Source organism: Shinella sp. NM-101, from assembly GCF_021401195.1.
In the GTDB taxonomy this organism is placed as follows: Bacteria; Pseudomonadota; Alphaproteobacteria; order Rhizobiales; family Rhizobiaceae; genus Shinella.
Map to the genome: position 1 here is coordinate 329,569 of NZ_JACBFT010000005.1, position 18,221 is coordinate 347,789.

At 66.2% G+C, this 18,221-nt stretch carries 18 protein-coding genes; 4 read left to right on the plus strand and 14 right to left on the minus strand.

Annotated elements, in window-relative coordinates; genetic code table 11:
- Positions 1 to 7: 7 nt before the first annotated feature.
- The 4 genes from L0976_RS12915 to L0976_RS12930 form a co-directional block, all read right to left on the minus strand.
- Positions 8 to 409: a PTS sugar transporter subunit IIA gene (locus tag L0976_RS12915; RefSeq protein WP_203316979.1), complete on the minus strand. Its 402-nt coding sequence runs from the start codon at positions 407 to 409 to the stop codon at positions 8 to 10.
- Between the two features lie 150 nt (positions 410 to 559).
- Positions 560 to 1,015, minus strand: coding sequence for an HPr kinase/phosphorylase (locus tag L0976_RS12920; RefSeq protein WP_234187702.1), 456 nt, complete (start codon positions 1,013 to 1,015; stop codon positions 560 to 562).
- Complete coding sequence (locus L0976_RS12925) at positions 1,012 to 2,742, minus strand: sensor histidine kinase (RefSeq protein ID WP_233290823.1); 1,731 nt, start codon at positions 2,740 to 2,742, stop codon at positions 1,012 to 1,014. The genes L0976_RS12920 and L0976_RS12925 overlap by 4 nt, the downstream gene beginning before the upstream one ends.
- A 191-nt stretch (positions 2,743 to 2,933) precedes the next feature.
- Complete coding sequence (locus L0976_RS12930) at positions 2,934 to 3,665, minus strand: response regulator transcription factor (protein WP_203316981.1); 732 nt, start codon at positions 3,663 to 3,665, stop codon at positions 2,934 to 2,936.
- 315 nt (positions 3,666 to 3,980) lie between these two features.
- On the opposite strand from L0976_RS12930, the gene L0976_RS12935 reads away from it, so the two are divergent.
- From L0976_RS12935 to L0976_RS12950, 4 genes are all read left to right on the plus strand, one after another.
- Positions 3,981 to 5,591, plus strand: a complete 1,611-nt coding sequence (locus L0976_RS12935) for a phosphoenolpyruvate carboxykinase (protein ID WP_234187703.1) — start codon at positions 3,981 to 3,983, stop codon at positions 5,589 to 5,591.
- 113 nt (positions 5,592 to 5,704) lie between these two features.
- A complete protein-coding gene (gene arfB, locus L0976_RS12940; RefSeq protein ID WP_203316983.1) occupies positions 5,705 to 6,139 on the plus strand; it encodes an alternative ribosome rescue aminoacyl-tRNA hydrolase ArfB in 435 nt (144 codons plus the stop codon).
- Between the two features lie 94 nt (positions 6,140 to 6,233).
- Positions 6,234 to 6,692: a peptidoglycan-binding protein LysM gene (gene lysM, locus L0976_RS12945; RefSeq protein WP_203316984.1), complete on the plus strand. Its 459-nt coding sequence runs from the start codon at positions 6,234 to 6,236 to the stop codon at positions 6,690 to 6,692.
- A 3-nt stretch (positions 6,693 to 6,695) separates the two neighbouring features.
- On the plus strand, positions 6,696 to 7,316 hold the full coding sequence (locus L0976_RS12950) for an alpha-ketoglutarate-dependent dioxygenase AlkB (protein ID WP_203316985.1): 621 nt from the start codon (positions 6,696 to 6,698) through the stop codon (positions 7,314 to 7,316).
- A gap of 63 nt (positions 7,317 to 7,379) precedes the next feature.
- Here the strand turns inward: L0976_RS12950 and coaA are convergent, their stop codons facing one another.
- From coaA to L0976_RS13000, 10 genes are all read right to left on the minus strand, one after another.
- Positions 7,380 to 8,375 (minus strand): type I pantothenate kinase, encoded by a 996-nt coding sequence (coaA, locus tag L0976_RS12955; protein ID WP_234187704.1) that lies wholly within the window; start codon positions 8,373 to 8,375, stop codon positions 7,380 to 7,382.
- Complete coding sequence (locus L0976_RS12960) at positions 8,375 to 8,695, minus strand: phosphoribosyl-ATP diphosphatase (RefSeq protein ID WP_203316987.1); 321 nt, start codon at positions 8,693 to 8,695, stop codon at positions 8,375 to 8,377. Before L0976_RS12960 ends, coaA begins: the two co-directional genes overlap by 1 nt.
- Positions 8,696 to 8,705: 10 nt before the next feature.
- On the minus strand, positions 8,706 to 9,482 hold the full coding sequence (gene hisF / locus L0976_RS12965; RefSeq protein ID WP_234187705.1) for an imidazole glycerol phosphate synthase subunit HisF: 777 nt from the start codon (positions 9,480 to 9,482) through the stop codon (positions 8,706 to 8,708).
- Entirely contained in the window at positions 9,479 to 10,222 is a 744-nt protein-coding gene (gene hisA / locus L0976_RS12970) for a 1-(5-phosphoribosyl)-5-[(5-phosphoribosylamino)methylideneamino]imidazole-4-carboxamide isomerase (protein WP_234187706.1), read from the minus strand. Before hisA ends, hisF begins: the two co-directional genes overlap by 4 nt.
- Positions 10,223 to 10,235: 13 nt before the next feature.
- Positions 10,236 to 10,877, minus strand: coding sequence for an imidazole glycerol phosphate synthase subunit HisH (gene hisH, locus L0976_RS12975; protein WP_234187707.1), 642 nt, complete (start codon positions 10,875 to 10,877; stop codon positions 10,236 to 10,238).
- A 1-nt stretch (position 10,878) separates the two neighbouring features.
- On the minus strand, positions 10,879 to 11,349 hold the full coding sequence (locus L0976_RS12980) for a DUF2628 domain-containing protein (protein ID WP_234187708.1): 471 nt from the start codon (positions 11,347 to 11,349) through the stop codon (positions 10,879 to 10,881).
- A 21-nt stretch (positions 11,350 to 11,370) separates the two neighbouring features.
- Positions 11,371 to 11,964, minus strand: a complete 594-nt coding sequence (gene hisB / locus L0976_RS12985) for an imidazoleglycerol-phosphate dehydratase HisB (RefSeq protein WP_203316992.1) — start codon at positions 11,962 to 11,964, stop codon at positions 11,371 to 11,373.
- 280 nt (positions 11,965 to 12,244) lie between these two features.
- Positions 12,245 to 14,413 carry a malate synthase G gene (locus tag L0976_RS12990; RefSeq protein ID WP_234187709.1) on the minus strand — a complete coding sequence of 723 codons (2,169 nt, stop codon included), beginning with the start codon at positions 14,411 to 14,413 and terminating at the stop codon, positions 12,245 to 12,247.
- A 136-nt stretch (positions 14,414 to 14,549) separates the two neighbouring features.
- Complete coding sequence (locus L0976_RS12995; RefSeq protein WP_234187711.1) at positions 14,550 to 16,556, minus strand: hydantoinase/oxoprolinase family protein; 2,007 nt, start codon at positions 16,554 to 16,556, stop codon at positions 14,550 to 14,552.
- A 138-nt stretch (positions 16,557 to 16,694) separates the two neighbouring features.
- Positions 16,695 to 18,122 (minus strand): cytochrome P450, encoded by a 1,428-nt coding sequence (locus tag L0976_RS13000; protein ID WP_234187713.1) that lies wholly within the window; start codon positions 18,120 to 18,122, stop codon positions 16,695 to 16,697.
- Between the last annotated feature and the right edge of the window lie 99 nt (positions 18,123 to 18,221).

Genomic DNA, 18,221 nt, shown 5'->3' on the forward strand with positions numbered 1-18,221 from the left:
GGAAACCTTACTTGCCGCTCAGCACGCGGCTTGCCACGTTGATATATTTGCGGCCGGCCTCCGACGCGTCGATCAGCGCCTTTTCCATGTTGTTCTCGCCGCGGATGCCGGCGAGCTTGATCAGCATGGGCAGGTTGACACCGGCGATTACCTCGATGCCCTCGCCGCTCATCACGGAGATCGCAAGGTTCGACGGCGTGCCGCCGAACATGTCGGTAAGGATGATCACGCCATGGCCCTGGTCGGCCCTGTTGACCGCCTCCAGGATGTCCTGGCGGCGTTGGTCCATGTCGTCCTCGGGGCCGATGCAAACGGTCTCGATCGCCTTTTGCGGACCGACGACGTGTTCGAGGGCGTGCCGGAATTCCTCCGCCAGCTTGCCATGGGTGACAAGCACCAGTCCGATCATAAGCAGTCGCTCCACTTTCCCGACATAACGGACGGCCCATTACCGCAACGCAGCAATTCCGTCCACCGCTGGGCTGGCCATCATGTCAATGAAAAGCCCAAGTGCAAGCCCTAAATGCCCGTTTTTGCGTTTTGCGGGGGCTTTTTGCGGTCACTTCCGGAGGATTTCCGGGTGAAGCGTGGCCAATACCGAGAATGCGGTGCAGCCGGCAAGAAGCGGCAGCCGCGTCAGCGGCAGGAAATGCCCGGGAAGGATTTCCGCCGTTTCCCCTTCCGGCGGCAGACGCTCGGCAAAGGGCGGCGCGATGGGCCGCACGGCCCGGTGCAGCACGGCCTCGCCGGCCGTCTCCATCCTGACGATCCCCGCACCGCGCACCTCGATCAGCCCGGCGATGCTGGCGGGCGCACGCGCAAGAAGCAGGCCGTCGTCCTCGCGGACAAGCACCTGGTCGTCGCTGACGAGTGCGGCGGGCAGCCCCCGCCCGCGGGCCTCGTGGAGGCACTGGAGGGCGGCCGCGCTCTTGCCCGTGCCGGAGGGGCCGACGAAGAGCAGCCCCGTCGCGCCGATCACGATGGCCGTTGCGTGCACGTTGGCCGCGCCGCTCATTTGTGCGGGCCGGCGGGCAGCGAGAGGGTGAAGCGGGCGCCGAGCACGTTGCCGGTCGCCTTGTCGATGATGTTGTCGGCCCTCAGTGTTCCGCCATGCGCTTCGGCGATCTGGCGCGAGATGGACAGGCCCAGGCCGGAATTCTGGCCGAAGCCCTCGCTTGCCGGACGGTCCGTGTAGAAGCGTTCGAAGATGCGGTCGATGTCTTCGGCCTGGATGCCGGGGCCGTTGTCCTCGACCTGGACGATGCAGCGGTCGCCCCGCCCGCGCGACAGCCGCACGACGATGCGCCCGCCCGGCTCCGGCACGAAGGAGCGGGCATTCTCGATGAGGTTGGTGACGATCTGGCCGATGCGCAATTCGTAGCCGCTGATCTCGAACCGGGTCTTCGGATTGTCCTTCCGGTCGACGACGAAATCGAGGGTGACCGGTTTCTTGCGGGTGTTGACCTGGCGGGAAATGTCGATGAGCTCGCCGAGCAGCTTTTCGAGGTCCACGGTGCGCGCATCGCTGCGGGCAAGCTCCGCATCGAGCCGCGAGGCATCGGAAATGTCGCTGATCAGGCGGTCGAGGCGGCGCACGTCGTGCTGGATGATGTCGAGTAGGCGCTTCTTGGAATCGTCCGTGCGGGCGAGCGGCAGGGTTTCCACGGCGCTGCGCAGGGAGGTCAGCGGGTTCTTCAGCTCGTGGCTGACATCGGCGGCGAAGCTTTCGATCGCGTCGATCCGGTCGTAGAGCGCCGTCGTCATCTGGCGCAGCGCGATGGAAAGATTGCCGATCTCGTCCTGGCGCACGGAGAAATCCGGGATTTCCTCGCGCTCCTTGGCCCCGCGCCGGACACGGATCGCCGCTGCGGAAAGCCGGCGCAGCGGATTGGCGATGGTGCTGGAGAGGAGCAGCGACAGGGCGATGTTGACGAGGCCCGCCACGCCGGCGACGCGCATGATGGCGAGGCGCTCGGCATGGACGATCTTGTCGATGTCGCCGGCCTGGGTCGACAGCAGCAGCACGCCGAGCACGGCGCGGAAGCGCTGCACGGGCACGGCGACCGAGACGATCAGCTCGCCCTTGTCGTTGACGCGCACGACGGCGCCGCGCACGCCCGTCAGCGCATTCATCACCTCGGGATAGATCGAGCCGTCGCCGCCGGGTGCTTCCTTGTATTGCGGCAGGTTGCTCGGCTGCAGGATACGGTTGAACCAGACGTTGAGCTGGTCGAGCAGGCTCGGGCTTTCCGGCTCGACGGGCGGCAGGTCGAAGCGCAGCACCTGGCCCTGCGTATAGAGATGGCGCGAATCGAGCAGCAGGTTGGCGTCGGTATCGTAGATGCGGGCGCGGGTTCGGGTCGGCGAGATCAGCCGCCTCAGGACGGGGGCGATGCGCTCCGGATTGATCGGGAATTCGAGGTCCTCGTCGTTCGGCAGCGGCGTGATGCTCTGGCCGGCCTGCAGCTCCAGCAGCTTTTCCGGATCGATGGTGATCGAGTTGGTGTCGACCGAGGCCGAGGCGGAGATCGCCCCGGCGATGATCTCGCCCTGGGTGAGCAGGCTCTCGACGCGCGCGTCGATCAGGCCCTCGCGGAACTGGTTGAGGTAGAGGATGCCGGCGACGAGCACGACCAGCGCGACGAGGTTGAAGAAGAGGATGCGGCGCGTCAGGCTGGAGAAGACGGCGTTACCGAAGATGCGGCGGGCGAGCGTGAAGGGATGGGTCCAGCGGCGGCGCAGCGGGCGCCGGCCCTCGGCTTCCTCTCCATCCCTTTCCAGCACCGTCTGCGACAAGCAGGCTCATCCTTTCGGGCAGTCCGGCGGGCGCGGAACGGCCGCCTGCGGAACTGCGTCACGATATATGCGGCGAGCATACGCCGCCGACCGCGGAATGCCATCGCAGCCGCGGTCGATGCAAGAGAATTCGCGCCTCAGGCGGTTTCGCGGAAGCGGTAGCCGACGCCGTAGAGCGTTTCGATCATGTCGAAATCGGTGTCGACCATCTTGAACTTCTTGCGCAGCCGCTTGATGTGGCTGTCGATCGTGCGGTCGTCGACATAGACCTGCTCGTCATAGGCGGCGTCCATCAGCGAATCGCGGCTCTTCACGACGCCGGGGCGCTGGGCCAGCGAATGCAGGATGAGGAATTCGGTCACGGTCAGCGTCACCGGCTCGCCCTTCCAGGTGCAGGTATGGCGCTCCTGGTCCATGACGAGCTGGCCGCGCTCCAGCGAGCGGGCCGCGATCTCGCCGGCCTTTGCCGCGCCGCCGGCGGTGCCCGCCGAGGCGGCTGCCTCGCGGCTGGAGGCCCGGCGCAGGATCGCCTTGACGCGCTCGACGAGCAGGCGCTGCGAGAACGGCTTGGTGATGAAGTCGTCGGCGCCCATCTTGAGGCCGAACAGCTCGTCGATCTCCTCGTCCTTGGAGGTGAGGAAGATGACGGGGATGTCGGACTTCTGGCGCAGGCGCCGCAGGAGCTCCATGCCGTCCATGCGCGGCATCTTGATGTCGAAGATCGCAAGATGCGGCGGGCGGGCGAGGAGGCCGTCGAGGGCGGACGCGCCGTCCGTATAGGTCTCGACCTTGTAGCCTTCCGCCTCCAGGGCGATCGACACGGATGTGAGGATATTCCGGTCGTCGTCGACGAGTGCGATCGTTTGCATCCTGCTAGTCTCCATATTCATGGGCGCCTTCCCGACCTCGGATCCGAGTTCCTGTCCTGGATGAAAGAAGCGCTTCCTTGAGGATAAAGGTGGAACAAATTGTGGCGAAGATAAAGGGTGCTGTTTCCGGCATGCTTTTCCAGGCTGTTTTTAAATCGATTATTCAAACGATTAAAAAAGTAAGACAAATATTTAAATCGATTAATTATTTGATATTATTGCCTAATTTCGATTCTCCTCTTGTTTTTATGACAATCGCGGATTAGCTTCCGCGGAAATTCACCTGGCTCGTCGTCCACGGAGGAAATCTGGACCATGCAGGAACTCGGCGTTCGCAACCCCGCTCTGGGGCTCACCGCGATGGGTATCAACACCAGCGGCACGGTCCGGTACAATTTTGCAGCAGAGGCCCTCTATGAAGAGGCCCTCGGCCGCGGCGAGGCGGTCAGGACCGCCCATGGGGCGCTGCGCGCGCTCACCGGCCAGCACACAGGCCGCTCGCCGAAGGACAAGTTCGTCGTGCGCGACGAAAACACCGAAGACGCCATCTGGTGGGACAACAACAAGGCCGTGTCGCGCGAACATTTCGACGCGCTGCATGCCGACATGCTGGCCCATGCGGCCGGCCGCGACCTCTTCGTGCAGGATCTGGTCGGCGGTGCCGACGCCGATTACGCCCTGCCGACCCGCGTCGTCACGGAACTCGCCTGGCACTCGCTGTTCATCCGCAACCTGCTCATTCGCCCGGAGGAGAAGGACCTTGCGGCCTTCGCGCCGAAGCTGACCATCATCGACCTGCCGACCTTCAAGGCCGATCCGGCCCGCCACGGCGCGCGCACGGAAACCATGATCGCCTGCGACCTGACGCGCGGCATCGTTCTCATCGCCGGCACCTACTATGCCGGCGAGATGAAGAAGTCGGTCTTCACCGTCCTCAACTGGCTGCTGCCGTCGGAAAAGGTCATGCCGATGCACTGCTCGGCCAATGTCGGCCCGGATGGCGATGCCGCCGTGTTCTTCGGCCTGTCCGGCACCGGCAAGACGACGCTCTCGGCCGACCCGAACCGCACGCTGATCGGCGACGACGAGCACGGCTGGGGCGAGAACGGCATCTTCAACTTCGAAGGCGGCTGCTATGCCAAGACGATCCGCCTTTCGGCGGAGGCCGAGCCGGAAATCTACGCGACGACCCAGCGCTTCGGCACCGTTCTCGAAAACGTCGTGCTCGATGCGCAGGGCGTTCCCGATTTCAACGACGGCTCGCTGACGGAGAACACCCGCTGCGCCTATCCGCTGCACTTCATCCCGAATGCCAGCGATACCGGCCGCGCGCCGCATCCGAAGACGATCATCATGCTGACGGCCGATGCCTTCGGCGTGATGCCGCCGATCGCGCGGCTGACGCCCGACCAGGCCATGTATCACTTCCTCTCCGGCTACACCGCCAAGGTCGCCGGCACGGAACGCGGCGTGACCGAGCCGGAAGCCACCTTCTCGACCTGCTTCGGCGCGCCCTTCATGCCGCGTCACCCGACGGTCTACGGCAACCTGCTGAAGGAGCTCATCGCCGAGCACGGCGTCGATTGCTGGCTGGTCAACACCGGCTGGACGGGCGGCGCCTACGGCGAAGGCCGCCGCATGCCGATCAAGGCGACCCGCACGCTTCTCGCCGCCGCCCTCGACGGTTCGCTGAAGAACGCGCTCTTCCGCCGCGACGACAATTTCGGCTTCCAGGTGCCGGTCTCGGTTCCGGGCGTCGACACCAAGATCCTCGACCCGCGCTCGACCTGGGCGAACGGCGCGGCCTACGACAGGCAGGCCCGCAAGCTCGTCGACATGTTCGTCGCCAACTTCGAGAAGTTCGAAGGCCAGGTGGACGGCAGCGTGCGCGACGCGGCCCCCGGCCTCAAGGTCGCCGCCGAGTGATGTTTCGGCAGTGATTCACGTGAAACCCGGCCCGCAAGGCCGGGTTTTTCGTTTCCGCAAACGGCTTCCCGTTTGGCTGCCTGCCCGCTACAACGGCCTGGAAAGGAACATCCATGGCCAGCGACCCCCTCTATATCAACGGCGCGATCACGATCGCCGGCTGGGAACTGACCGAGCAATTCGTGCTGGCCGGCGGACCGGGCGGGCAGAACGTCAACAAGGTCTCGACCGCGGTGCAGCTCTTCTTCGACCTGCGCAACTCGCCCTCGCTCAGCGAGCGCATCAAGGCGAATGCCGAGAAGCTGGCCGGCCGCAAGGTCTCCAAGGATGGCGTGCTGATGATCGAGGCGAACCGCTTCCGCAGCCAGGAGCGCAACCGGGAGGATGCGCGCGAACGGTTGAAGGAACTGATCCTCAAGGCCGCCGAGCCGCCCCCGCCGCCGCGCCGCAAGACGAAGCCGACGAAGGGCTCGGTCGAACGCCGGCTCAAGGCGAAGTCGGGCCGATCGGACGTGAAACGCATGCGGGCCAAGCCCTCGGGCGAATGATTGCCGCAACCTGGCCGTTTATGCATGGGAAGCAAACGACCACCTTCCCTTTGTGGCCAAGGTCTGCTTAAGTCGGGAAAAACAGGAGGTAAGCATGGGTCTCTTCAGCTTTATCAAGAACGCCGGCAAGAAGCTCGGAATCGGCGGCGACGATGACGCGCCCGACGCGGAGGCGGTGAAGAAGGAACTGGAATCGCACGGTCTCGGCACCGACCAGGTGCAGGTCGAGGTGGTCGACGACAAGGTCGTCCTGAAGGGCAGCGTCGCGGACCAGGCCGTCTTCGAGAAGGCGATCGTCGCCGTCGGCAACACGCTCGGCGTTTCCAAGGTCGATACCGAGGCGCTCGCCGTGGCGGCCGCTCCGGCCAAGGAGCCGGTCTTCTATACGGTCAAGAAGGGCGACAATCTCTGGAAGATCGCCGAATCGCAGTACGGCAAGGGCAAGGGCGCCAAGCACACGGTCATCTTCGACGCCAACCGCCCGATGCTGTCCCACCCGGACAAGATCTATCCCGGCCAGGTGCTGCGCATCCCGGATCTCGCGGAAGCGTGAGCCATGCCGGCTGAGCGCGGCCTTGCTCCGGGGCTGCGCTATTTCCCCGACCGTTTCGACCGGGCGGCGCAGGAAACGCTCGTTGCCGCCATCCGGCAGGTCGTGGCCGAGGCGCCGCTTTTCGTGCCGCGCATGCCGAAGACCGGAAAACCCATGTCGGTCCGCATGACCAATTGCGGACCGCTCGGCTGGGTGACGGACAAGGATCGCGGCTACCGCTACCAGCCGACGCATCCCGAGACCGGCCGTCCCTGGCCGGCCATTCCGGACATGCTTCTGGACTTGTGGAACGACGTCTCCGGCTTCCGGGAGCCGCCCGAGGCCTGCCTCGTCAATTTCTACGATCCCGATGCCAGGATGGGGCTGCACCAGGATCGCGACGAGAGCGAATTTTCCGCGCCGGTCGTCTCGGTTTCCCTCGGGGATCAGTGCCTGTTCCGCGTCGGCGGCGTTTCCCGCAGCGATCCGACCCGCTCCTTCCGGCTGTCGAGCGGTGACGTCTTCGTCTTCGGCGGCGAAAGCCGGCTGGTGTTCCACGGCGTCGACCGGATCTATCCCGGCACCTCGACGCTTCTGAAAAATGCCGGGCGCATCAACCTGACGCTTCGCCGCGTCAATCCGTAGAGAATTTCCAGCAAAAGTGCGAAGCGGTTTTGCGTTCGGAAATGCGGAAATACTTTAGCCGGCTTACAATTTGCGCAGCGCCACCGTCTCGATGAGGTGGTTCCTGCCCTTCTGCAGGATGAGGTCCGCGCGCGGGCGCGTCGGCAGGATGTTCTGGTGCAGGTTCTTCAGGTTGATGTTGTGCCAGAGGCCCTCGGCGATGGCGAGCGCTGCCGTTTCGCTGATCGTTGCGTAGCGGTGGAAGTAGGAATCCGGGTTCTGGAACGCCGTTTCGCGCAGGCGCATGAAGCGCTCGACATACCAGGCGTGGATCAGCGCCTCTTCCGCATCGATATAGATCGAGAAGTCGAAGAAGTCCGAAACCATCGGCACGATCTTGCCGTCCGCCGGCAGGTTGCGCGACTGCAGCACGTTGATGCCTTCGAAGATCAGGATGTCGGGCCGGTCGATGGTCCTGAAGCTGTTCGGCAGCACGTCGTAGGTCAGGTGCGAATACATCGGCGCCTTGACGTCCTTCTTGCCGGCCTTGATCGCCGAGAGGAAGCGCAGCAGGGCGCCGGTGTCGTAGCTCTCCGGAAAGCCCTTGCGGTCCATCATGTTCTCGCGCTGGAGCACGGCGTTCGGATAGAGGAAGCCGTCGGTGGTCACGAGATCGACCTTGGGGCTCGATGGCCAGCGCGACAGGAGCTCCATCAGGATGCGCGCGGTGGTCGACTTGCCGACTGCGACGGACCCGGCAATGCCGATCACGAAGGGCGTCTTGGCCTCGTCGGAAAGGCTGAGGAACTGCTTGCGCTGCTCGAAGAGCATCTGCGAGGATTCGACATGGGCCGACAGCAGGCGCGACAGCGAGAGATAGATGCGCCGGACCTCGTCGAGGTCGATCGGGTCGCCGAGGGAGCGCAGACGCTGGACCTCGTCGGCGGTCAGCGTCAGCGGCGTATCGGCCCGGAACCGTGCCCATTCCTCCGCCGGGAAGAAACGGTAGGGAGAATAGTCGCGGTTACCGAAATCGTCCGGTATGTCCGCCTGGTCCTTGTCACGCGCTGCCTGGATCATCAGCTCTTCCGGCTGGCCTTTTCCGCAAGGCCGGACTGGCCCGTGCGCCTCTCCAGCTCCCCCATGACATCTTGTAGCGGTACGCCGCCGATTTTCAATACGACCATGAGATGATAGAGCAAATCGGCCGTTTCGCTCGTCAATTCGGCTTTTTTGCCTTCTATTGCGGCGATAACGGTCTCGACGGCCTCTTCCCCGAGCTTTTTCGCCGCTTTCTGCTGTCCGGCCGCAACGAGCTTCGCCGTCCAGCTTTCCGCCGGATCGGCCGCCGCGCGGGCCGCGACGATGGCTTCGAGATCGGCGAGGGTGAAGGTGCTCATGAGATGCTCCTCAGTCGAGCCGCATGGCGATGCCATGGTCGGCCATGTAGCGCTTGGCCTCGCCCACCGTGTAGGTGCCGAAGTGGAAGATCGAGGCGGCCAGCACTGCCGTCGCATGGCCGTCGCGCACGCCCTCGACGAGATGGTCGAGCGTGCCGACGCCGCCGGACGCGATGACCGGTACCGGGACACGGTCGGCGATCGTACGGGTCAGCGCGATGTCGTAGCCGCCCTTCTGGCCGTCGCGGTCCATGGAGGTGAGCAGCAGCTCGCCCGCGCCGCGCTCCACCATCTTCTCGGCGAAGGCGACGGCGTCGATGCCGGTCGGCTTGCGCCCGCCATGGGTGAAGATTTCCCAGCGGTCCTCTTCGCCTTCCGCCGAAACCTTCTTGGAATCGATCGAGACGACGATGCACTGGTTGCCGAACTTGTCGGCGGCTTCCGCGACGAAATCCGGGTTGGCGACGGCGGCCGAGTTGATCGACACCTTGTCGGCCCCGGCGAGCAGCAGCTTGCGGATGTCGGCGACCGTGCGCACGCCCCCGCCGACGGTGAGCGGCATGAAGCAATGGTCCGCCGTGCGCGCCACGACGTCGAAGATCGTGTCGCGGTTGTCGGAAGAGGCGGTGATGTCGAGGAAGCAGAGCTCGTCGGCACCGGCCGCATCATAGGCCTTGGCCGATTCCACGGGATCGCCGGCATCGATCAGGTTGACGAAGCTGACGCCCTTGACGACGCGGCCGTCCTTGACGTCGAGGCAGGGAATGACGCGCGCTTTCAGGGTCATGCGGCTTCTCCTCGTGCTTCGCGGATCAGCGCCAGCGCTTCCGCGGGATCGATGCGCCCGTCATAGAGCGCCCGGCCGGAAATCGCGCCTTCCAGCTTGCGGGCGTCGGGGGCGACGAGGCGGCTTATGTCGTCCATCGAGGCAAGACCGCCCGAGGCGATGACGGGGATGGAGACGGCATCGGCCAGTTCCAGCGTCGAGGTCCAGTTGATGCCCGTCAGGATGCCGTCGCGGTCGATGTCGGTATAGATGATCGCGGCGACGCCCGCGCCCTCGAACTTCTTCGCAAGCTCGATCACGCCGAGCTCGGAGGCTTCCGCCCAGCCCTCGACCGCGACCTTGCCGCCCTTGGCGTCGATGCCGACGGCGACCTTGCCGGGAAACGCCCTGCACGCCGCGATGACGAGATCAGGATCGCGCACGGCGACGGTGCCGAGGATGACGCGCGAGAGGCCGCGCGACAGCCAGCGTTCGATATGCGCCAGCGTGCGGATGCCGCCGCCGAGTTGCACCGGGTTCTTCGTCGCCTTCAGGATGGCGTCGACGGCGGCGCCGTTGACGCTTTCCCCCGCGAAGGCGCCGTTGAGGTCGACGACATGCAGCCATTCGAAGCCCTGGTCCTCGAAGGCTTTCGCCTGCGCGGTCGGGTCGGGATTGTAGACGGTGGCCTGGTCCATGTCGCCGAGCTTGAGGCGAACGCACTGGCCGTCTTTCAGGTCGATGGCGGGAAAGAGGATCATGGCGTTTTCCAGTTTAGGGTTTCCAGCGCAGGAAATTGGTGATGAGGGCAAGGCCGAGCGTCTGGCTCTTTTCCGGATGGAACTGCGCGCCGGCCTTGTTGCCGTTGGTGACGAAGGCGGTCATCGGCCCGCCGTAATCGACGGTCGCGACCACGTCTTCCGGGTTTTCCGCGGCGAGGTGGTAGGAATGCACGAAATAGGCGTGCAGCGTCTCCGGGATGCCGTCGAAGAGCGGGTGCGGGCGCTTGGCGTCGAGCGTGTTCCAGCCGATCTGCGGGATCTTCAGCTCCGGGTCGGAGGGCGTCATCTTCACGACGTCGCCCCTGATCCAGCCGAGGCCCTCGGTCACGGTCTTTTCCAGGCCGCGCGAGGACATGAGCTGCATGCCGACGCAGATGCCGAGGAAGGGGCGGGCCTTCGCTTCGACCGTCTCGCGCAGCGCCTCCACCATGCCGGGCACGGCATCGAGGCCGCGGCGGCAATCGGCATAGGCGCCGACGCCGGGCAGCACGATGCGGTCGGCGGAGGCGACGCGCTCGGCCTTGTCGGTGAGGTCGATCTCCGCCGTGATGCCGGCTTCGCGCGCCGCCCGCTCGAAGGCCTTGGTGGCCGAGCGCAGGTTGCCCGAGCCGTAGTCTATGATCGCAACGCGCATGTCAGCGTCCTTCCTTGAAGCCGACGAGGCCGAGCATGGGCGCGTGCCGGCGCTGGGAGGTCTCGGAGGCCGGCAGGGAAACGCTGCCACGCGTCTCCGCCCCGCCGGCCGGGCTTTCCGTGTAGTAGATGTCTTCGGCCGTTTCCCGGTCGCCGGCGGAGATCACCGCATCGACCGTCCAGCCGCGCCGTTCAAGGCCGGCTGCGACCATTGAGGGGCCTTCGAGCGCAACGAGGAGATTGGTCGCAAGAAAGAGGCCGAGGCCGGCAAGGCCGAAGACCGGATGGTCGGAGACGGCCGAGCCGAGCGCCTGCACCGCGAAGGCGAGGGCGGCGGCAATCCATGCCCGGTGCCAGAGCAGCCAGATCACCGGCAGGAAGAGCGCGAGCCAGGAGAAGCGGTCGCGGACGATGCGGGCTCTTTCGTCTTGGGACCTGGCGCCCGGCGGTATCAGAACGAGGAACGTGGCCATGGGAGGCCTCCAGCTTTGCCCTCAGGCCAGCGAACCCTTCGTCGAGGGAACGCGGCCCGCCTGGCGGGGATCGATCTCGGTCGCGGTGCGCAGCACGCGCGCGACGGCCTTGAAGCACGTCTCGGAGATATGATGGTTGTTCGCGCCGTAGATGTTCTGGATATGCAGCGTGATGCCGGCATGCTGGGCGAGCGCGTTGAAGAATTCGCGCACCAGCTCGGTGTCGAAGGTGCCGATCTTCGGGGCGGAGAAATTCACGTTCCACACGAGGAACGGCCGGCCGGAGACGTCCACGGCGGCGCGCGTCATCGTCTCGTCCATGGCAAGGTCGAGCGAGGCGTAGCGGGTGATGCCGCGCCGGTCGCCGAGCGCCTTGGCGATGGCCTGGCCGATGGCGATGCCCGTGTCCTCGACCGTGTGGTGGTCGTCGACATGCAGGTCCCCCTCGGTCTTGATCTCCATGTCGATGAGCGAATGGCGCGACAACTGGTCGAGCATGTGATCGAAGAAGCCCACGCCCGTCGAAATGGTCGACGTGCCGGTGCCGTCGAGATTGACGGTGACCGAAACGGAGGTCTCGTTCGTCTTGCGCGAAACGCTGGCTGTGCGGCTCATTGGCTCCTCAGGGGTTCTGCGGGAATTTTACCGCCGCTCCTTAACAGGGCTGCCGGGAAAAGGCCAGTCTTTCGCGGGCCTTCGCCGCCGCCGGGGTAATGGGGCAATGGGAGAACCGCGCGCAGCATCGCCTGCGAAACTGCACCCGATACGGCCCCGCTTTCGCGCCGCCCGGCCGGGCGGGCTTCGAGACGGGAACCCCTTGTGTTCGTTGCGTTGATGACCGGCCCCCGGGTCAAACCTAGGGGCCGGTCATGACGGAAGGCGACCTTTCCTGTCGTCAGCCGCCGGCCGCCTTCAGCTCCAGCCGGCGGCGATGCAGAACCGGCTCGGTATAGCCGTTCGGCTGCTCGCGGCCCTTCAGGACGAGGTCGAGCGCGGCCTTGAAGGCGATGGAGCGGTCGAAATTGCCGGCCATCGGACGGTAGAGCGGGTCACCCGCGTTCTGCCCGTCGACGACGGCGGCCATGCGCTTCATCGTCTCGACGACCTGCGCCTCGGTGACGATGCCGTGGTGCAGCCAGTTCGCCATGTGCTGGGCGGAGATGCGCAGCGTCGCGCGGTCCTCCATCAGGCCGACATTGTTGATGTCGGGAACCTTGGAGCAGCCGACGCCCTGGTCGATCCACCGCACGACATAGCCGAGGATGCCCTGGGCATTGTTGTCGAGCTCGCGCTGGATCTCCTCCGGCGTCCAGTTCGGGCGAACCGCGACCGGGACGGAGAGGATGTCGGAGAGCTTTGCCCGCGGGCGCGAGCGGAGCGCAGCCTGCACCTCGGCGACATTGACCTTGTGGTAATGCGTCGCGTGCAGGGTCGCCGCCGTCGGCGAGGGCACCCAGGCGGTGTTGGCGCCGGCCTTGGGATGGGCGATCTTCTGCTCCAGCATCGCCGCCATCAGGTCGGGCATGGCCCACATGCCCTTGCCGATCTGGGCATGACCGGCGAGGCCGCATTCAAGGCCGATGTCGACGTTCCAGTTCTCGTAGGCGGAAATCCAGGCGGCCTGCTTCATGTCGCCCTTGCGAATCATCGGACCCGCTTCCATCGAGGTGTGGATCTCGTCGCCGGTGCGGTCGAGGAAGCCGGTATTGATGAAGACGACGCGCTCCTTCGCGGCGCGGATCGCCTCCTTGAGGTTGACGGTGGTGCGGCGTTCCTCGTCCATGATGCCCATCTTCATCGTGTTCGGCGCCATGCCGACGGCGGCCTCGACGCGGCCGAACAGCTTCGAGGCGAAGGCGACCTCCTCCGGCCCGTGCATCTTCGGCTTGACGACATACATCGAGCCGGCGCGCGAGTTCTGCCGGCGGCCGTTCGGGCCGACGTCGTTGAGCGCGATCAGCGCCGTGACCATGGCGTCCATGATGCCTTCCGGCACCTCGTTGCCGTCACGGTCGCGGATGGCGGGATTGGTCATGAGGTGGCCGACATTGCGCACCAGCATCAGCGAGCGGCCGGGCAGCGTCAGGGTCGAGCCGTCGGGCGCCGTGTAGTTGCGGTCGGGATTGAGGCGGCGGGTGAAGGATCTGCCGCCCTTGGAAACCTCCTCGGCAAGATCGCCCTTCATCAGCCCGAGCCAGTTGCGATAGACGACGACCTTGTCCTCGGCATCGACGGCGGCGATCGAATCCTCGCAGTCCATGATCGTGGTCAGCGCCGATTCGATTGAAACGTCGGAAACATGCGCCGCATCGTCCTTGCCGGTCGGCGTCGTGGCGTCGATGCGGATCTCGATGTGCAGGCCATTGTTGCGCAGCAGCACATGGGTCGGGGCCGAAGCATCGCCGAGATAGCCGGCGAACTTCGCCTCGTCGGTAAGGCCGGTGCTGCCGCCGCCCGCCAGCGCCACCGTCAGCTTGCCGCCCTCGACGGCAAAGCCGGCCGCGTCGCGCCAGGATCCGTGGGCGAGCGGCGCGCTGTCGTCGAGGAAGCCGCGGACCCAGGCGATGACCTTCGCCCCGCGCACGGGATTGTAGCCCTTGCCCTTTTCCGCGCCGTCCGTTTCGGGGATCGCGTCCGTGCCGTAGAGCGCATCGTAGAGCGAGCCCCAGCGCGCATTGGCGGCGTTCAGCGCATAGCGCGCGTTCATGACGGGCACGACGAGCTGCGGGCCGGCAAGGCTTGCGATTTCCGGGTCGACATTGTCCGTCGTCACCTTGAACGCGTCGCCCTCGGGCAGGAGATAGCCGATCTCGCGCAGGAAGGCCTCGTAGGCGGCCATGTCGGCGGGGGCGCCGTTCTCGCGATACCAGCCGTCGAGCTTTTCCTGCAGCGTGTCACGCTTCTTGAGCAGCGCGCGGTTTTCCGGCGCAAGGTCATGCACGATGGCGGAGAAATCGGCGAAATAGCGCTCCGCATCCACGCCCGTACCCGGCAGGGCCTCGTTGACGATGAAGTCGTAAAGCGCGCTATCGATCGAAAGACCGGCTTTTTCGGTGAAAGTCATGTGAAGAACTCCGGATGACGGGACGAAGGGGGAGTATCCCGAATGCTGTCACTTTCCGGAGCTTTCATTCATAGTCAATTCGGCAATAGCATAAAGAATTTATTCCGCTGCGGATAAAATCATACTTTAGGCCGGTTCATGCTTCCTCGGCGATGCGCGGGCGGCCGCTGGCCGTTGCCGTGAAGCGGGCCTCGATCAGCTTGCGCCGCCCCTCCACCTCGGGCGCGTCGATTTCCTCGGCCAGCGTCACCGCAGGCTCGTCGGCGCCGTTGGCGCGGGCGGCGTGCAGGGCCGCCGTCATCGCCCGTTCCCTGGCCATCGAGAAGGCCTCCTCCTCCTCGACGAGGCGCACGCTCTCGCCCGCGCCGCCGACGATGAAGATGCCTTCTTCCGGCATGGTGACGAAGACCGTGACCGCGTTGCGCACCTGGCCGACGACCGCGCCGACCGCGTTGGCGACGCCGGCATCGCCGGGAATGGACGATTCGGCGCCCAGCATCGCGGCGATGCCGGGATAGTAGACCGGGGCCGACGCGCCGAGGCCGACGAGCGGCCGGTCGAGCGCGATGCGGAATTGCACGATGCCCGGGGCCCGGTGCAGCGCGCGGTCGACGGATGCGGAACTGACCGGATCGATCGAGCTCGCCCCGTCATCGGCAAGGCAGGCGGCAAGGATGACGTCCGCCGACTGGCGGGTGAGCCGGTCGACCAGGAGGCGCGCGAGCGCTTCCGGATCGTCGGCGATCGGCCGGCCCGTGCCGTCCCGGGTGCGGGCGGCAAGCTCGAGGCCGAGGCGGGCGGCGACGGCGTCCCACTGTCCCTGCCCGCCGAGCACATGCATGGCGTCCGACGGCGTGATGCCGCAGATATGCACGAGGCCGCGCGCCACCAGCCGGTCGAGCGTCGCCTTCTGCAGCGTGGTTGCCAGCAGCCCGTCGAGCGGCAGCGGCACCGCGCCGATCTTCTCGTAGAGCGCCTGCTCCTGCGGCTGGAGGCCGCTGGCGAGCCGCTCGGGCACGCCGGTGCGCACGGCAAAGCGCCCGTCGTGCCGCCCGGCATGCGGCGCGCGGATCTGGCGCTCCAGCACGGGCACGACGGCCTCGGGATGCAGCGCCGAGGCGAGGCTGAGCGGCATGAAGCGGCGCGGCCCGAGGTCGATCTTCACTTTGAGGCCGCGGTCGTTGATACGCACCTCCGAATCGCCGCCGAGGCCGAAGGTGCGCATCGCCACCGCCTCGACCATGGTGCGGTAGCCGCCGACAACGGCGCCATCGGCATCGAGCTTCGGCCGGCCGCCGTCGAGCACCGCCACATCCGTCGTCGTGCCGCCGATGTCGGAGACGACGGCATTGTCGAGGCCCGTCAGGTGGCGCGCGCCGACGAGGCTTGCCGCCGGTCCGGAGAGGATGGTCTCGATCGGGCGAAGCCGCGCCTCCGCCGCCGAGATCAGCGCGCCGTCGCCGCGCACCACCATCATCGGCACGTCGATGCCGCGACGCTTCAGGTAATCCTCGCAGGACCCGATCAGCCGGTCGATCATCGAGACGAGGCGGGCGTTGAGCAGCGTGGTCAGCGCACGGCGCGGCCCGCCGAGCCTGGAGGAGAGCTCGTGGCTGCATGTGACGGGAAGATGCGAGACCGCACGGATCCGGTCGCGCACCCGCTCCTCGTGCGCCGGGTTGCGCACGGCGAAATAGCCGGCGACGGCGAAGGAGGAGACGGTTTCGGCAAGCACCGGCAGGACCTCGTCGAGCGCCGTCATGTCGAGCGGCGCCTCGTTGCCGTGCACGTTGTGGCCGCCGGGCAGGAAGAGGACGGTATCGTTGCCGAGCGCGTCGGCCAGCCCGTCGCGCTTGAGGTCCTCCGGGCCGAAGCCGATCATGACGAGCCCGGCGCGCCCGCCCTGTCCTTCCACCAGCGCATTGGTGGCGAGCGTCGTGGAGAGCGACACGAGGCCGATGGCCGAGACCGGCGCCTTCGCCTCCGAAAGCACCGCCTCCACAGCGCCCGATATGCCGACCGAGAGGTCGTGGCGCGTGGTGAGCGCCTTGGCGCGGGCGACGACCCCCTGCGTTTCGCTGTAGAGCACGGCGTCCGTATAGGTGCCGCCGGTATCGATGCCGAGTAACAAATGGTCTGCCACGAGAATTCTTCCACACTCCCCGCCGTCGCTTTTCAGGGCGGGCCAGCAACGGTGTATTGCATCTGCGGATCGATTGCCATCGTTCCACCGGCGACATCGCCGGCCGGCGGCTCGTCCATTTTCACGATGCGGGACAGCTCATGCCTCGCCGGCCGGAGCCGTATCGGCCGCAGCCCGCCGACGCGCCGTCACCTTCAGCATCAGCCCGTTGGCCGGCTGCGTCGTCAGGCGCTGTACCGGCCAGGGATGCGTTTCCTCCGTCATGTCGAAGCGGTAGCGGTGCATCAGCACGCCGAGCGCGATGATGGCCTCCTGCATGGCGAAGGTGGCGCCGATGCAGATGCGCGGGCCGGCGCCGAAGGGCAGGTACTGGAAGCGATGGATCGCCTCGCGGTTTTCAGGCAGGAAGCGTTCGGGCATGTAGGCGCGCGGCTTCTGCCACAGCAATTCGTGGCGGTGCAGCGTCCAGGGCATGACGAGGATGGTGACGTCCTTCGGGATCTCGACCGTCTCGCCGGACGGGCTCGTCCACCGGTCGTCGGCGATCGCCGCGCGGTTGATCGAGGGCGCCGGCGGATAGAGCCGCATCGCCTCCTCGAAGGCGGCCCGCGTCCACGGCATGAGGTCCAGCCAGTCGACGGGATCGGTGCCGCTTTCAAGCACGCGGTCGATCTCCGCCTCCATCGCGTCCCGCACATGCGGCGAATTGGCGACGCAGTAGAGCGTCCAGGCGAGCGCACGGGCGGTCGTCTCGTGGCCCGCGCCGATGAAGGTGAGGATATTGTCCTCCACCTCCTCCATCGTCAGGCCCTCCGGCCCCGCCGCCCCGAGCAGCAGCGTCAGGAAATCGCTCGGCACCGATTCGCCTTCCGCCGCCATGCGCTTGAGGCGCAGCTCCATCGTGTCGCGCACGATGCGGCGGAATTTGCCGAGCACCTTCAGGCCGCCGATCCGCGTCACGCGCGGCACCCATGACGGCGCGCGCAAAAGGTCCATCGGGTCGACGCGGCCCATGGAGTGGAGGAGATCGTCCACGTCGTCGGCGAAATTGTCCGAGGAGGTCACGATTTCGCCGGAGAACAGCGTGTCGGAGAGAACGGCGAAGGCGAGCTCCGTCATGTCGTTGCCGATGTCGAAGACCGTGCCGTCCGCGCCCTCGTATTTCTGCGCGTAAAGCTCCGACTGCGCCAGCATCTGGGTGGCGAAGCCCTTGGCGTGGCGCGGCGTGAAGATCGGCGCGACGGCCTTGCGCGAGCGGCGCCAGACCGCGCCCTCCGCCGTCAGCAGCCCGTCGCGCAGGATCGGACGCAGGACGAGCTGGCGCACCACGGCCATCTTGTAGTTGGCGGCGTTGTCGACGAGCAGGTGCTTGATGAGGCCGGGATCGTTGACGATCAGCGTCTTCTCGCCGAAGAAGCTCGTCATGATCCAGGGCAGCGTGTAGGAGGGTTCGCCCCACAGTTCGAGCGGGTTGCGGAAGACCGTCCGGATGATCTCGAGTTTCGACGGCGGCACGGTGCGTGGCACGGGCGCGGGCGGTTCGAACGGCTCGGGACGCATGTCCATCGTCTGCCTCCTTGTGATCGGCTCGCCTTCTTTGTGAGCCGGCAGGTAGGCATAATTAGAGCGGTTGCGGCAAAAACGTACCGCGCCCGGCGCCCACAG